Annotated in this window: 18 protein-coding genes and 1 tRNA gene; 12 read left to right on the top strand and 7 right to left on the bottom strand. The window is 70.5% G+C overall.

Annotated features, from left to right (window positions below; translation table 11 throughout):
• Positions 1-2: 2 nt before the first annotated feature.
• Positions 3-296, bottom strand: a complete 294-nt coding sequence (locus ABIA36_RS06005; protein WP_369961368.1) for a GNAT family N-acetyltransferase — start codon at positions 294-296, stop codon at positions 3-5.
• A gap of 170 nt (positions 297-466) precedes the next feature.
• Between ABIA36_RS06005 and ABIA36_RS06000 the strand changes: the two genes are divergently transcribed.
• The 3 genes from ABIA36_RS06000 to ABIA36_RS05990 all read left to right on the top strand — a co-directional run bounded on the left by ABIA36_RS06000 (position 467) and on the right by ABIA36_RS05990 (position 2,053).
• Positions 467-1,246, top strand: a complete 780-nt coding sequence (locus ABIA36_RS06000) for a dienelactone hydrolase family protein (RefSeq protein ID WP_369961367.1) — start codon at positions 467-469, stop codon at positions 1,244-1,246.
• 70 nt (positions 1,247-1,316) lie between these two features.
• Positions 1,317-1,389 (top strand) — tRNA-Arg (locus ABIA36_RS05995).
• Between the two features lie 298 nt (positions 1,390-1,687).
• Positions 1,688-2,053, top strand: a complete 366-nt coding sequence (locus ABIA36_RS05990; RefSeq protein ID WP_369961366.1) for a hypothetical protein — start codon at positions 1,688-1,690, stop codon at positions 2,051-2,053.
• Here ABIA36_RS05990 and ABIA36_RS05985 read toward each other — a convergent pair.
• Both ABIA36_RS05985 and ABIA36_RS05980 read right to left on the bottom strand, forming a co-directional pair.
• Positions 2,013-3,230: an ATP-binding protein gene (locus ABIA36_RS05985; RefSeq protein WP_369961365.1), complete on the bottom strand. Its 1,218-nt coding sequence runs from the start codon at positions 3,228-3,230 to the stop codon at positions 2,013-2,015. The genes ABIA36_RS05990 and ABIA36_RS05985 overlap by 41 nt on opposite strands.
• Entirely contained in the window at positions 3,227-3,892 is a 666-nt protein-coding gene (locus ABIA36_RS05980) for a response regulator transcription factor (protein WP_369961364.1), read from the bottom strand. The genes ABIA36_RS05985 and ABIA36_RS05980 overlap by 4 nt, the downstream gene beginning before the upstream one ends.
• A gap of 142 nt (positions 3,893-4,034) precedes the next feature.
• Between ABIA36_RS05980 and ABIA36_RS05975 the strand changes: the two genes are divergently transcribed.
• From ABIA36_RS05975 to ABIA36_RS05960, 4 genes are read left to right on the top strand one after another with little or no spacing between them, the layout of a single operon-like run.
• Positions 4,035-4,529, top strand: coding sequence for a hypothetical protein (locus ABIA36_RS05975; RefSeq protein WP_369961363.1), 495 nt, complete (start codon positions 4,035-4,037; stop codon positions 4,527-4,529).
• Positions 4,530-4,539: 10 nt separating this feature from the next.
• Complete coding sequence (locus tag ABIA36_RS05970; RefSeq protein WP_369961362.1) at positions 4,540-5,634, top strand: efflux RND transporter periplasmic adaptor subunit; 1,095 nt, start codon at positions 4,540-4,542, stop codon at positions 5,632-5,634.
• Positions 5,631-6,323 (top strand): ABC transporter ATP-binding protein, encoded by a 693-nt coding sequence (locus tag ABIA36_RS05965; protein WP_369961361.1) that lies wholly within the window; start codon positions 5,631-5,633, stop codon positions 6,321-6,323. The genes ABIA36_RS05970 and ABIA36_RS05965 overlap by 4 nt, the downstream gene beginning before the upstream one ends.
• Entirely contained in the window at positions 6,320-7,522 is a 1,203-nt protein-coding gene (locus ABIA36_RS05960) for an ABC transporter permease (protein ID WP_369961360.1), read from the top strand. Before ABIA36_RS05965 ends, ABIA36_RS05960 begins: the two co-directional genes overlap by 4 nt.
• Before the next feature lie 40 nt (positions 7,523-7,562).
• Here ABIA36_RS05960 and ABIA36_RS05955 read toward each other — a convergent pair whose 3' ends face one another.
• Positions 7,563-7,817 (bottom strand): hypothetical protein, encoded by a 255-nt coding sequence (locus ABIA36_RS05955; protein WP_369961359.1) that lies wholly within the window; start codon positions 7,815-7,817, stop codon positions 7,563-7,565.
• A gap of 148 nt (positions 7,818-7,965) precedes the next feature.
• Here ABIA36_RS05955 and ABIA36_RS05950 point away from each other — a divergent pair, with 148 nt between their 5' ends.
• The 4 genes from ABIA36_RS05950 (at position 7,966) to ABIA36_RS05935 (ending at position 10,476) form a co-directional block, all read left to right on the top strand.
• On the top strand, positions 7,966-8,229 hold the full coding sequence (locus ABIA36_RS05950) for a type II toxin-antitoxin system Phd/YefM family antitoxin (RefSeq protein WP_369961358.1): 264 nt from the start codon (positions 7,966-7,968) through the stop codon (positions 8,227-8,229).
• Complete coding sequence (locus ABIA36_RS05945) at positions 8,226-8,486, top strand: type II toxin-antitoxin system RelE/ParE family toxin (RefSeq protein WP_369961357.1); 261 nt, start codon at positions 8,226-8,228, stop codon at positions 8,484-8,486. The genes ABIA36_RS05950 and ABIA36_RS05945 overlap by 4 nt, the downstream gene beginning before the upstream one ends.
• A 96-nt stretch (positions 8,487-8,582) precedes the next feature.
• On the top strand, positions 8,583-9,179 hold the full coding sequence (locus ABIA36_RS05940) for a dihydrofolate reductase family protein (RefSeq protein ID WP_369961356.1): 597 nt from the start codon (positions 8,583-8,585) through the stop codon (positions 9,177-9,179).
• 76 nt (positions 9,180-9,255) lie between these two features.
• Complete coding sequence (locus ABIA36_RS05935; RefSeq protein WP_369961355.1) at positions 9,256-10,476, top strand: AAA family ATPase; 1,221 nt, start codon at positions 9,256-9,258, stop codon at positions 10,474-10,476.
• Between the two features lie 10 nt (positions 10,477-10,486).
• Here the strand turns inward: ABIA36_RS05935 and ABIA36_RS05930 are convergent, their stop codons facing one another.
• From ABIA36_RS05930 to ABIA36_RS05920, 3 genes are read right to left on the bottom strand one after another with little or no spacing between them, the layout of a single operon-like run.
• Entirely contained in the window at positions 10,487-10,924 is a 438-nt protein-coding gene (locus ABIA36_RS05930; protein WP_369961354.1) for an SRPBCC domain-containing protein, read from the bottom strand.
• Positions 10,921-11,313 carry an ArsR/SmtB family transcription factor gene (locus tag ABIA36_RS05925; protein ID WP_369961353.1) on the bottom strand — a complete coding sequence of 131 codons (393 nt, stop codon included), beginning with the start codon at positions 11,311-11,313 and terminating at the stop codon, positions 10,921-10,923. The genes ABIA36_RS05930 and ABIA36_RS05925 overlap by 4 nt, the downstream gene beginning before the upstream one ends.
• A 1-nt stretch (position 11,314) precedes the next feature.
• The gene (locus ABIA36_RS05920) at positions 11,315-11,692 is read right to left on the bottom strand and encodes a VOC family protein (RefSeq protein ID WP_369961352.1); all 378 of its coding nucleotides are present in this window, start codon (positions 11,690-11,692) and stop codon (positions 11,315-11,317) included.
• An 82-nt stretch (positions 11,693-11,774) separates the two neighbouring features.
• Between ABIA36_RS05920 and ABIA36_RS05915 the strand changes: the two genes are divergently transcribed.
• Positions 11,775-12,533 (top strand): IclR family transcriptional regulator, encoded by a 759-nt coding sequence (locus ABIA36_RS05915; RefSeq protein ID WP_369961351.1) that lies wholly within the window; start codon positions 11,775-11,777, stop codon positions 12,531-12,533.
• Positions 12,534-12,572 lie beyond the last annotated feature (39 nt).

Below are 12,572 nucleotides of genomic sequence, written 5' to 3'. Positions count from 1 at the left end.
CGTCAGCCGGCCTGGCGCTGCAGGAGTCCGGCACGCTCGGGATGGGCGTCGAACCACTCGGCCACGTACCAGCACATCGGCACGATCCTCCGGTCGGAGGTGCGCTCGATGTCGTCGACCGCATAGGCGACCAGTTCGGCCGCGTAGCCTTTGCCGCGCTGCGCGGGGACAGTGAAAGCCCTGGTCAGCGAGATGGACGCGCCGAGCACGCTGTAGTCGAGGACGCCGACCAGCTCGCCGTCGACCCGCATCGCGTAGCGGTTCGCGTCGGTCTCGTTGCTGAACTCCGTGGACATGCGCCCATCGTACGTCCGTCGCGTCTCCCCGTCAGGGGAGGTATCGTGAACGAGGTGGGACCCGACCCGCACCCTCGGGCCCGCGCGCACTCCGCGAGCCAGCCACAGCAGGCCAGGCCGCGTGCGACGACCGTCGCCCGCGTCGCGCACCCGAACCTGGAGCCGCACCCGTGACGATCGACAGTCCGTCGCCCGCCCTGTCCCCAGCCCACCAGGCCCTGCTCGAGCAGGTCCCGATCGGCGAGCACTCCGTGATCGACGCGGAGGTGGTGCCGTACGAGCACGAGGGCCTCCCGTTGGAGGGCTACCTCGCCCGGGACGTGCAGGCCGACGAGCGCCGCCCGGCGGTGCTGATCCTCCACGACTGGCACGGCGTCGGCGACAACGTGCGGATGCGCGCGCAGATGCTGGCCCGCCGCGGCTACGTCGCGTTCGCCGCCGACCTGTACGGTGCCGACGTGCGGCCCAGCGGCGAGGAGGCGTCGGCGGTGGCGGGACAGTACTACCGCGACCTCCCACTGCTGCGCTCGCGCGTCGCGGCCGGGTTCAGCTGGCTGCAGCAGCACCCCGCCGTCGACCCCGCCCGGCTCGCCGTCATCGGCTACTGCTTCGGCGGGACCGCCGCGCTGGAGTTCGCCCGCACGGGAGCGCCGGCGCGCGGGGTGGTGTCGTTCCACGGCGGCCTGATCGCCCACGACCCGTCCGACGCGGCGGCGATCGCGGCCTCCCTGCTGGTCCTGAACGGAGGCGCGGACCCGGTCGTCCCGGACACGGCGGTCGCCGCGTTCCAGGACGAGCTGCGCGCCGCACCCCACGTCGACTGGCAGCTCACGACATACTCGGGGGCGCCGCACGCGTTCACAATCCCGGGACGCGACAGCTACCGCCCGCTGGCGGACGCGCGGAGCTGGCGGGCGATGGCATGCTTCCTGGACGAGGTGTTCGCCTGAGCTGATTGGCGGTCTGCGAGACCGTCATGTAAGCTCTAACAGGCCCGCGCGGAGAACGCGGCTGGGTCATGCGCCACTAGCTCAACGGATAGAGCATCTGACTACGGATCAGAAGGTTGGGGGTTCGAATCCCTCGTGGCGCACACTGGTTGAGACAGTAGAGGAAGCCCCGGCGCAGAGCCGGGGCTTTTTCGTTGCCGCAGGCCGATTGCCTCACCCGGCCGTATGGGAGCGGATCCCCCACTCCCACACGGCATTCGGGTAAGACCCCGGCGCCGACGAGACGCCCCCTTGAACTGCGTGCGCGGCACCGGTGACCCTTCCAGCCTAACCGCAGAGTAGACCGTACAGTTGACCCTGTTCGGCGCGGCGCACCCGGGGCTCGGAAGCCGGTCACGACCGGACTGCCCCACGCCGGGCCCGCTGGCTATCATGTGCGCCATGAGCACGAAGAGCAGGCAGGCGCCGCAGCGGGAGGAAACTCTGCACCTCGGTGCTCACCGCGGGATGTGGGGTGCGTTCGCGGGGCTGATCACGGCCGTCCTGATCGCCTACCCGTTGTCGGCGAGTGTCGCCTTCGCCACCCATCCGGCGACGCAGAAACTGTTCGGGGAGCGGCTGGCGTCCACGTCGCAGGCCGGGTTCCAGGCGTTCTGGTGGATCATCGCGCTCGGCTGCCTGGCGTTGCCGTTCATCGTCGGGTTCGGGATCGCGAGGATGTCGGGGCGCACGCTCGTCGTCATCGGCGGCGTGGTCGTCGTGTTCCTCATCCTGGTGCTCGTGATGGGGCAGTTGTTCCTGTTCTGAGTCGGGGGGTCCCGGCGGGGAGGGCGAGCTCCGCCGTGAGGCCGCCGCCGACCCGTGGCGTGAGCCGGAGGGTTCCGCGGTGCGCTTCCACGACGCTGGAGACGATGGCGAGCCCGAGCCCGTGGCCGCGCACCGACTCCGCCAGGGAACCTGTCCGTCCCGCGCCGCGGGCGAAAGGTGTGATCAGATCGTCGACCCGGTCGGCGGCGATCATCCCGCCCGTGTTCTGGATGCGGAGTCCGCCGGTGCCGTCGCTCATGCCGACGCGGATGGCGATCTCTCCTCCGTCGACGTTGTGACGGACCGCGTTCAGCACCAGGTTGGTGACCGCCTGCCGGATGAGGGTGGTCTCGCCGGCGATGGTGACTGGATGGGAGTCGACCGCGATCCGGATGCGTCGCGACGCGAGTTCCGGCCGGGCGGCCTCGACGGCCTCCCGGACGATCGCGTCCAGCCGGACCCCGTCGACCGCCAGCGGGCGCGAACCGATTGCGGCGAGGTCGAGCAGCGACGCGACCGTCTCGATGCTGCGCCGGTTCGTCTCGCGGACGCGTTCCGCCACACCTCGCAGCGTGTCCGCGTCGGCGTCCGGGTCGTCGAGCGCCACGTCGAGCATCGTCTGGGTCGTCGCCAGCGGTGTGCGGAGCTCGTGCGAGGCGTTCGCCGCGAACCGCCGGTGGGCTTCGACGGTCCGGTGGAGCCGGTCCAGCATGTCGTCGAACGTGTCCGCCAGGTCGCGGAGCTCGTCGTGCGGGCCGCGTAAGTCGATCCGCTGGGAGAAGTCCGCGGATCCGGCGCGCTGCGCGGCCTCGTTGATGCGCTTCAGCGGTTGCAGGAGGCGGGACGAGATGGCCCAGGAGAGGACGGCTCCCACGGCGACGAGCAGGACGAGGACCACCAGGGACACGACGAGCGTCGCGTTGAGGATATCTTCCGGCGAGTTCAGCGACAGCAGCGCCGACGACCCGGGATCGTCGCCACCCAGGCTCGTTCGCCCGGTTGCGACGTACGACGGCACCGTCCGCATGAACACGGAGACCGCCACGGCCATGATCACGCCGGCCGCCGCGACCACACCGGTGAAGGTCAGCATCAGCCGTGCCCGGATCGTCAGCGAGGGGCGCCGGGAACGCCCATCCGCCGCAGGCCCGGCGGTGTCGTCGGCCGGAGGGCTCATTCCGGCGGGCCGATCCGGTACCCGGCGCCCAGGACCGTGTGGACGAGCCAGGGACGCCCGAGCCGCTTCCGCAGCGTGGAGATGGTCACCCGCACGGTGTTGGTGAACGGGTCGGCGTTGATGTCCCAGGCCTTCTCGAGCAGGGTCTCCGCGCTGACCACGCCGCCCTCCGCCCGCATGAGCAGATGCAGCACCGAGAACTCCTTGTTGGTCAGCCGCACGAGCCTGCCGTCGCGGTAGACCTCGCGCCGGAACGGGTCGAGCCGCACGCCGAAGGCTTCGAGGGTCGGCGGATGCGCGGGCCCGGCGCGGCGGCCGAGAGCGCGCACCCGGGCGACCAGCTCGGGGAACTCGAACGGCTTGGCGAGATAGTCGTCCGCGCCCGCCTCGAACCCTTCGACCTTCTCGTCGAGGCCGCCCGCGGCGGTCAGCATGAGCACGCGGCAGTCGGGGCGGTTGCCGGCGATCCAGGCGCACACCTCGTCGCCGTGGACGAGCGGGATGTCCCGGTCGAGCAGCACGATGTCGTAGTCGTTGACCGAGAGCAGTTCGAGGGCGGCCCGCCCGTCCGGCGCGATGTCGGCCGAGAGGGACGCGCGGCGCAACCCGGTGCGGATCGCGTCCGCGAGGTAGGCCTCGTCCTCCACGATGAGTGTGCGCATCCCGCCCCCGATCCGTTCCGGGCAGTCAAGCACGGCCTGCATCAAGCCGGCGTAAGGAATCCGCCGAACGCCCGCTTAACGTCCCGGCTGGTGGACTGTCCTCTCGTTCGGCAACGCCGAAGAGACGAAAGGACACACGACCGTGACCATCACCAGACGACGGATGCGTACCGCTCCGGCCCTCGCCCTCGGTTTCACCCTCGCCCTCGCTGCGCTGACGGGCTGCACCGGCGCCGAGCCGGTGTCGCAGCCGACGGACGCGCCGAGCACGATGACGCGCTCGGAGTGGCAGCTCACGTATGCCGACTGCATGCGGGAGAACGGCATCGACACGCGCGATCCCGGCTCCGCGGGCGGAGCGCTCCTCGACACCGACGTGGACCAGGACACGCTCATGGCCGCGGCGACGGCGTGCCGCACGAAGGTCGGAGATCCGCCGCCGGCGACGGCGGAGGAGGCGTCCGAGGCGGAGCGGTCCGCTCGCCAAGCCGGGCGCGAGATGGCCCAGTGCTACCGCGAGCGCGGCTACGACATGCCCGACCCCCGCGCAGGCGAGGCGCCCCAGCTCCCCGCCGACGCGTCGGACGAGGCGATGGAGACCTGCGGGGCCGGCGGCCGTGCGACGCCCGGACAGTGAGAAGCAGTCGATGACGAAGAACGAGGGAGCGCAGAAGGCCGCACGCCGGCGGACACGGACGCTGTGGTGGCTCGCCGGGACTGCCGTGCTGGGTGTCGCCGCCGCCGCGGTCGTGGGCGCGAGCGGTTTCGCCGATCGCCCTACCGACCCTGTAGCGCAGCCGAAGGCAGCCAGCGCCGCGATCGAGCGGGGCACGCTCGAAGGCTCGCACACCGTCCCCGGCGTCCTGGATTACGCCGGGACCCGAACGGTCGCCGCCGGCCTGAACGGCATCGTCACCTCGGTCCGCGAGGCGGGGGCCAGGGTCGCGGGCGGCGAGGAGCTGCTCAGGATCGACGACACCCGCGTCTCGCTCCTGCACGGCGACCTCCCGGCGTGGCGCGACTTCACCCCCGGCATGACGGAGGGGCCGGACATCCGGCAGTTGCAGGAGTCGCTCACCGTCCTCGGGCACTTCGACGGCGTTCCGAACGGGGAGTACGGCGCGCGGACGGTTGCGGCGGTTCGCGCGTGGCAGTCGGCGACCGGTCAGCAGAAGACCGGACGCATCGAGCTGGGCCGTCTTGTGTTCCTCCCGGCCGACGTGCGGATCGCCTCGGTCGAGGCGCCGGTCGGAGAGCGCGTCGGCGCCGCCAGCCCGGCGCTCGTCGTCACCTCCCTGGACAGGCTGGTCACGGCCGACCTGAAGCTCAGCGATCAGCGGTTGGCCGTGCCCGGCACGGCGGTGACGATCGAACTGCCCGCGGGCAGGCGGACCACCGGCGTCATCTCCCGCGTCGGCCAGCCGACCGAACGCCAGAACAACGGTCGCACCTCCACCGTCGTGCCGATCGAGATCGGGCTCGACCGGGCTGAGGACGCCCACGGCGTGGATCGGGCGAACGTGACGCTCCGGATTCCGACCGAACGGCGTGAGGGTGTGCTCTCGGTGCCGGTGGAGGCGCTCCTCGCGCTCCCCGGCGACGAGTTCGGCGTCGAGGTCGTGGAGGCCGACGGCACGACGCGCCGGCTCCCGGTCACGACGGGTCTGTTCGCCGGCGGCCGCGTCGAGATCTCCGGCGACGGGGTGCGTGACGGCCTCCGCGTCGTGGTGCCGGAACGATGAGCGCAGCGATCGAGTTGCGCGCCGTCGAGCGCGCATACGGGGCTCCCGCCACCCTCGCCTGTGCGGGGGTGTCCCTGGCCATCGAGAAGGGGGAGTTCGTCGCCGTCGTCGGAGCGAGCGGGTCGGGCAAGTCCACGCTGCTGAACCTCATGGGCACACTCGACCTGCCCACCGCGGGCACCGTGAGCGTCGCAGGGAGGGACGTCGGCTCCCTGACCGACGACGAGCTGGCCGGCCTCCGCGCACACCTCATCGGCTTCGTCTTCCAGCAGTTCCACCTGCGCGAGGGCGCCACCGCGCTCGACAACGTCGCCGACGGACTTCTGTACGCGGGTGTTCCTCGCGCACATCGGCGCGAGCGGGCACGATCGGCGCTGGCACGGGTGGGGTTGGCGGATCGCGGAGGCCACCGACCGCACCAGCTCTCGGGAGGGGAGCGCCAGCGGGTCGCGATCGCCCGTGCGCTCGTCTCCGACCCTCTGGTGCTGCTCGCGGACGAGCCGACCGGGAATCTCGACTCCGAAACGGGGCAGGAGATCTTCGAACTGCTGCGTTCGCTCAACGCCGCCGGCGCGACCGTGATCGTGATCACACACGATCAGGCCATGGCGGAGCGGTTCCGGCGGCGGATCGTGATCGCAGACGGGCGGGTGCTCGAAGACATCAGGAGCGAGGGGGTCCTCTCATGAACACGACCGGATCCGCACCCGGGACGCCCCGCCCGCGACTGCGTCTTGCCGACAGCCTCGCCCTGGGTGCGAGCGGATTGCGCACGCGTCCGCTGCGGGTCGTGCTGTCCGCGCTGGGCATCGCCATCGGCATCGGGGCGATGGTCGCCGTTGTCGGCGTCTCCTCGTCCAGCCAGGCCCGACTGGACGACCAGCTCGCGGCGCTGGGCACCAACCTGCTCGAAGCGAAGGCGAACACCGGTCTGATGGGGGAGGAGGCGCGGCTTCCCGCGAACACCGTCGCGAAGGTCGGCATGCTGGACGCCGTCGAATCGGTGAGTTCGACCAGCGCCCTCCCCGTCGATGTGCTGCGCAGCCCGCTGTCGGACGAACGGGCGACGGGAGGGATCGAGGTCCACGCCGCGGACCTCGACCTGCTGGAGGTGACCGCGACCCCGCTCGCGGCCGGCCGATGGCTCGACCGGGCGACGGGCCAGTTCCCCGCGGTCGTGCTGGGCGCGGACGCCGCGGAGCGTCTCGGCATCGTCAGCGTCGGCAGTCAGGTGTGGCTCGGCGGCAGGCACTTCGCCGTCGTCGGCATCCTCGCTCCGTCGGTGCTCGTGCCCGACCTCGACACGTCCGCGCTGATCGGCGAGCGGATCGCGGAGACGGCGTTCGACCACGACGGCTCTCCGACCGTCGTCTATCAGCGCGTGGAGTCGCGCATCGACGAGGTGCGGAGCCTGCTGCCGCGGACGGTGAACCCGGAGGCTCCGTCGGAGGTCGCGGTCTCGCGTCCCTCCGACGCACTGGCGGCCAAGACCGCGGCGGAGGACGCGTTCGGCGGCCTGCTGGTGGGGCTCGGGTCGGTCGCGCTGCTCGTCGGGGGGATCGGGGTCGCGAACACGATGATCATCTCCGTGCTCGAACGGCGCCGTGAGATCGGCCTCCGGCGTGCTCTCGGCGCAACGCGCAGCCACATCCGTTGGCAGTTCCTCGTCGAGGCCTTGCTGCTGTCGGCGTTGGGCGCGGCGGGAGGCGTCGCCCTCGGCGCTGCCGCGACGGCGATCCTCGCCGTGGCGAACGGCTGGCCGGTCGCCATCCCTCCCGCCCTGATCGGGATCGCCGCCGCGGCCGCCCTCGCGGTCGGAGCCGGCGCCGGGCTGTACCCCGCGATCCGCGCGGCACGCACTCCGCCGGTCACGGCGCTGAGCGGGTAGGACGGGAGGGCGGGTAGGACGGGAGGGCGGGGCGCCGGCTTCAGAGGTCGGTGTCGCCGAGGTCTTCCGCGGTGAGGTCGTCGGGCGAGCCCATCACGGCGGGCACGCACTCCGAGAACGCGTAGCGCAGCAGCACCGGCCATTCGCTCGCGTCCACGAGGTCGAAGACGTCGACCACCGCCGCGCCCCCGATGTGGGAGGGCACGCGCAGTTCGAACGGCGGCTCGCTCGTGCGCTCGAACTCGATCTCGTACGCGACCTCGCCGCGCTCGAGGACGGCCAGCACGGTCTCCATGCCTCCTGTCCTACCCGTTTCGGCGCGGCCGCAGAACCCCTCCGGGCCAAGAGCCGGGAGGCCGCCGATCCCGGACCTCGCAAGGTACAAAAGGTACACAATGCATATAATGGCAACTACGTACGCAATCCTCCGCTAGGATGTCCGCATGGCCCTTCTCGACGCTTCGATCAGTGCGCGCGACCTCCGGCAGGATCTCGCGGCCGTCGTCGGCCGCGCCGAGTACGGTCACGAGCGGGTCGGGATCACCCGGCACGGCAAGCTCGCCGCCGTGATGATCAGCGTCGAAGACCTCGAACTGCTCGAGCAGTTCGAACTGGAGCGCGACCGGCACGAGTTCATCAACGCCAAGCGCGCCGACACCGGCGAGCGCATCTCGCTCAGCGACCTCCGGGCCGAGTTCGACGGGTGACGTACACCGTCGAGTTCACCGCGGCCTCGGCCCGGGAGCTCCGAAAGCTCGACCCCGTGGCGCGAAACCGCGTACTCGCGGCCGTCGCCAGACTCGAGAGCGACCCGCGACCCGGCGGAGCGCGCCGGCTCGTCGGGTTCACCGAGGCCTGGCGGCTGCGCGTGGGCGACTATCGCGTCCTCTACGAGGTCGTCGACGACACGGTGCTGGTGACCGTGTTCCGCGTCGGGCATCGCCGCAGCGTCTACGCGCACTGACCGCCTGTTGCCTCCGCCCTCCCCGGGGTGTAGACGGGGGGTGTAGACGGGGGTGTAGACGGGTTGCGGCACCCTCACCGACAAGGAGGAGCCGGCATGTCATCGATCGTGGTTCAGTCGTTCGTCACCCTCGACGGTGTGATCCAGGGGCCGGGCGGCCCCGAGGAGGACACGACGGGGGGTTTCGAGCACGGCGGCTGGCAGTTCGACTACGACGACGACGGCACCGTCGCGGAGTGGGAGAAGAACACCGAGGCGCTGCTGCTCGGCCGGAGGACGTACGAGCTGTTCGCCGGCTCGTGGGGCGTCTGGCCGGAGGATGCCGAGGGGTTCCAAGGCGAGCTCACCCGCCGCTACAACCGGGTCCCCAAGTACGTCGCCTCGCGCTCGCTGACGGAGGTCGGCTGGACGAACTCGTACTTGCTCGGCCCCGACGTGCCGGGCGCCGTGGAGCGGTTGCGCGGCGAGCCGGGCGGCGAGATCCGGGTGTGGGGGAGCACCGAGCTGATCCGCACACTCGCCGAGCACGACCAGATCGACGAGTACCGGCTGCTGGTGCATCCGCTCGTGCTCGGCGTCGGCAAGAAGCTGTTCGGCGACGGCTTCCCGTTCACGCGCTTGGCGCTGGTGGAGTCCCGGTCGACGGCCTCCGGCATCGTCGTCAACGTCTACCGTCGCGCGAGGTATCACTGACCGATTCCGTATTTAGTGACTTTAGGATACTTTATTGGATTCTAATAAAGTCTTCTAAAGGTAGTAACGTCCATTCATGGACAGTCTTCGCAATCCTTATACCCCGAACGCGGGCGCCTCGCCCGAGATCATCGTCGGTCGGGACGAGCAGACCAACGCTTTCACGATTCTTCTCACGCGGCTTTCGCGCGGGAGGACGGGGCAGTCGATGATCATCACGGGACTCCGCGGGGTGGGCAAGACCGTGCTCCTGAACGAGTTCGTCGATATCGCCCGGCGCCAGCGCTGGGAAGTCGTCGAGGTTGAGGCAAGTAAGCACGACGATGATCGGTTCCGCAGGACGATGTTCTCGCAACTGCGTGCGGCGCTTCTTCGCCTCTCACCGCGTGCACGTTGGACGGACAGGGGGAGAAGGGCTGCCGAGGTGCTGAGTGCGTTCGCGCTCACGGCGAAGCAGGACGGCCTCACGGTGTCGTGGGACATTCCCCCTGCAGAGGGGCTGGCCGATCATGGAGATCTCGGCATGGATCTCACGGACGTCTTCGTAGCGCTGGGTGAGGCGGCCGAGGAGCAGAACCGCGGAGTGGTCTTGCTCGTCGACGAGGTTCAATTCTTGAAGACGACACAGCTCGAGGCGCTCATCCAAGCAGTCCACAAGACCGTCCAGCGCAAGCTTCCTATCACCTTCGTGGGAGCGGGTCTCCCTCAGATCGCGGAACTGGCGGGCGACGCTAAGTCATACGCCGAGCGGCTTTTCACATTCCCGAAGATCGACTCCCTCTCGGATGACGACGCGAGAAAGGCCCTGACCGAGCCTGCTTCGACCGAGGGCGCGGAATTCGACACGGACGCCGTTCAGCTCGCTGTCGAGATCACCCAGGGCTATCCCTACTTCATCCAAGAACTCGGCTATCAAGTCTGGGAGGTCGCCTCTGACGACCGCATCTCGCGGGCCGATGTCGAGGCCGCCCAAGAGGCGTACGAGGACAAACTGGACAGCTCCTTCTTCAGGGTCCGGCTCGATCGTGCGACGACGCTGCAAACGGCTTACATGCGAGCCATGGCGGAACTCGGCCCCGAGCCCCAGAAGGCTGCGGACGTGGCGCGCATCATGGGCCGGGAGTCGACGCAAGTCGCTCCCACGCGAGCAGAGCTCATTGACATGGGATTGCTCTACACGCCGGACCATGGCTACGCGGCGTTCACTGTTCCCGACTTCGACAAGTTCATGCTCCGCGCAGTCCCGGAGCTGATCGTCCCCGAGATTCAGCGGCGGCGACCCAAGAACAAGGCCTGAGCGACACCTGTCACAGCGCGTCGAGCGCTGTCGTCATCCGGCGGAACACGTGCGACCGCCAGCCGCCGTTCATAATCTGGAACGCGCGCGCCTGAGCCGGGTCGTCCAGGTCGAAGCCGGACTGTGTCAGCAGGAGTCGCGTGCCGTCGCCCTCCGGGACCAGCTCCCACGTGACGATCGTCTCGAGCGCCGTGCCCGGGCTGGACCACGTCATCCGCAGCCGCCGGCCCGGGTCGACCTCCAGCACCTCGCAGTCCACCAGGCCGGAGAATCCGGTCTGCGGCACCGGCTCGGTCGTGAAGGCGAACCGCGTGCCGACGACGGGCGCGAAACCGTTGTGGGGCATCAGCCAGTCGGTGAGGAGGTCGGGCTCGCTCAGCACGCGCCAGACCTTCGCGGGCGGGTGCGGGAGGAATTCGTCGAACTCGAAGGTGGTCAGGTCGGTCATGGCTGGTCTTTCTCGTCGGGGTCGGTGCCGGTGGTGTCGTCGGTGTCGTCGGTGTCGTCCGCCAGTGCGTCGAGCGTCGCGTGCAGCCGGGGCATCCGCCCGCGCCAGAACCGCTCGTGCGGCGCCAGCCAGTCGCGCAGCTCCGCCCACGGCTCGGGTGCCAGCGCATAGAACACCTGCCGCCCGGCGATCCGTTCGGCAACCAGGCCGGCGTCGCGCAGCGCACGCAGGTGCTCGGACACCGACGGCCGGCTCATCGCGAACCGGGCGGCGATGTCGCCCGCGCTGAGCTCGCCGTCGAGCAGGAGGTCGAGGATGTCGCGCCGGGTCGGGTTGGCGAGCGCGCCGAAGAGGCGGTCGGCCGCTGAGTCCTTCGCGCGGGTCGGCACGTCAGCCCTGCTGGAGGAGCACGAAGCCGTTGCCGTCCGGGTCCGCGAACTGGGCCTGCACCCCCCAGCCGACCTGTTCCGGCTCGGTGACCTCCACGGATGCCGCGCGGAGGGCGGCGACCACGCCCGCGACGTCGTCCGTGTGCAGCACGATGCCCTGCTGCCAACCCGGCCCGGCCTGACCCGGGAACGGCAGGTGCAGGGTGAAGTCGACGCTGCTGCCCGCGGGTGCGACGGACAGCCAGCGGGCGCCGCCGTACGTGGCGTCGGCGCGCACCTCGAAGCCGAGCACGTCGCGATAGAAGGCCAGAGAGCGCTCCTGATCGGCGACGGGGATGGTGACGGTCTGGATGCGGACGGCGGGGATGGAAGCGGTCATGCGTCGAGTATAGGTAGGAAAAAACCTACATATCAACCCACTGTCTCCGACCCGTCCGCGACGGCGGTCCTAAGCTGACCGCATGGCCGGTGGAGCGCAGGACGACCGCAGCGTCGCGGAGCGCGTTTTCGCGATCGCGGACGCCTTCGAGCGCGGCGACGAGCTGACCCTGAGCGAGATCGCCCGCCGTGCCGGCCTCCCGGTGTCGACGACGCACCGGCTTCTGGCCGAGTGGGTGGCGTGGGGCGGCCTGGTCCGCGGGGCGGACGGCCGCTACCGGGTCGGCCTCAAGCTGTGGCGGCTGGGAGTCCGGCAGCCGACCGCGCGGCGGCTCCGGCAGGCGGCGCGGCCCTACCTCGACGACCTCCTGGAGGCCACCGGCGAGCACGTGCACCTCGCCGTGCGCGACGGCCTGGGCGCGGTCTACCTGGAGCGGTTGTCGGGCCCCGGCGCGGTGCGCGTCATCAGCGACGTCGGCTCGCGGCTGCCGTTGCACGCCACCGGTGTCGGGCTGGTGCTGCTGGCGTACGCGCCGGAGGGCACCCTCGCGGAGGTCATCGCCGACCACCCGCGCAAGTTCCAGCCCAACACGCTCACCGGCGAGAAGGAGTTGCGGGCGCGTCTGGCCGGAATCCGCGCCACCGGGGTCTCCCGCTCGGTGGAGGAGCTCACCCAGGGCGCCTTCTCCGTCGCCGCGCCGGTGCGGGACGCGACGGGGGAGGTGGTGGCCGCGGTGTCGATCATCGCCCACGCCGAGCGGGAGGCCGAGCCGCAGTTCACGCTCGGCGTCCGCATGGCCGCACGGGGCATCTCCGGGGTCCTCGGGCTCGACCAGGAGTAGCCGCCGGGGTGATCCTCGGGAGGAAACCTTTCCGACCAG

The sequence above is a fragment of the Leifsonia sp. EB34 genome (assembly GCF_041260585.1).
Taxonomy (GTDB): Bacteria; Actinomycetota; Actinomycetes; order Actinomycetales; family Microbacteriaceae; genus Leifsonia.
This window is presented reverse-complemented; position numbering and strand designations above follow the sequence as displayed.

Coding starts and splice junctions, on each gene's coding strand:
- ABIA36_RS06005 (WP_369961368.1), bottom strand. CDS start 296: ATGTCCACGGAGTTCAGCAACGAGACCGACGCGAACCGCTACGCGATG.
- ABIA36_RS05990 (WP_369961366.1), top strand. CDS start 1,688: ATGAGCACGAAGAGCAGGCAGGCGCCGCAGCGGGAGGAAACTCTGCAC.
- ABIA36_RS05985 (WP_369961365.1), bottom strand. CDS start 3,230: ATGAGCCCTCCGGCCGACGACACCGCCGGGCCTGCGGCGGATGGGCGT.
- ABIA36_RS05980 (WP_369961364.1), bottom strand. CDS start 3,892: ATGCGCACACTCATCGTGGAGGACGAGGCCTACCTCGCGGACGCGATC.
- ABIA36_RS05970 (WP_369961362.1), top strand. CDS start 4,540: ATGACGAAGAACGAGGGAGCGCAGAAGGCCGCACGCCGGCGGACACGG.
- ABIA36_RS05965 (WP_369961361.1), top strand. CDS start 5,631: ATGAGCGCAGCGATCGAGTTGCGCGCCGTCGAGCGCGCATACGGGGCT.
- ABIA36_RS05960 (WP_369961360.1), top strand. CDS start 6,320: ATGAACACGACCGGATCCGCACCCGGGACGCCCCGCCCGCGACTGCGT.
- ABIA36_RS05955 (WP_369961359.1), bottom strand. CDS start 7,817: ATGGAGACCGTGCTGGCCGTCCTCGAGCGCGGCGAGGTCGCGTACGAG.
- ABIA36_RS05950 (WP_369961358.1), top strand. CDS start 7,966: ATGGCCCTTCTCGACGCTTCGATCAGTGCGCGCGACCTCCGGCAGGAT.
- ABIA36_RS05940 (WP_369961356.1), top strand. CDS start 8,583: ATGTCATCGATCGTGGTTCAGTCGTTCGTCACCCTCGACGGTGTGATC.
- ABIA36_RS05935 (WP_369961355.1), top strand. CDS start 9,256: ATGGACAGTCTTCGCAATCCTTATACCCCGAACGCGGGCGCCTCGCCC.
- ABIA36_RS05930 (WP_369961354.1), bottom strand. CDS start 10,924: ATGACCGACCTGACCACCTTCGAGTTCGACGAATTCCTCCCGCACCCG.
- ABIA36_RS05920 (WP_369961352.1), bottom strand. CDS start 11,692: ATGACCGCTTCCATCCCCGCCGTCCGCATCCAGACCGTCACCATCCCC.
- ABIA36_RS05915 (WP_369961351.1), top strand. CDS start 11,775: ATGGCCGGTGGAGCGCAGGACGACCGCAGCGTCGCGGAGCGCGTTTTC.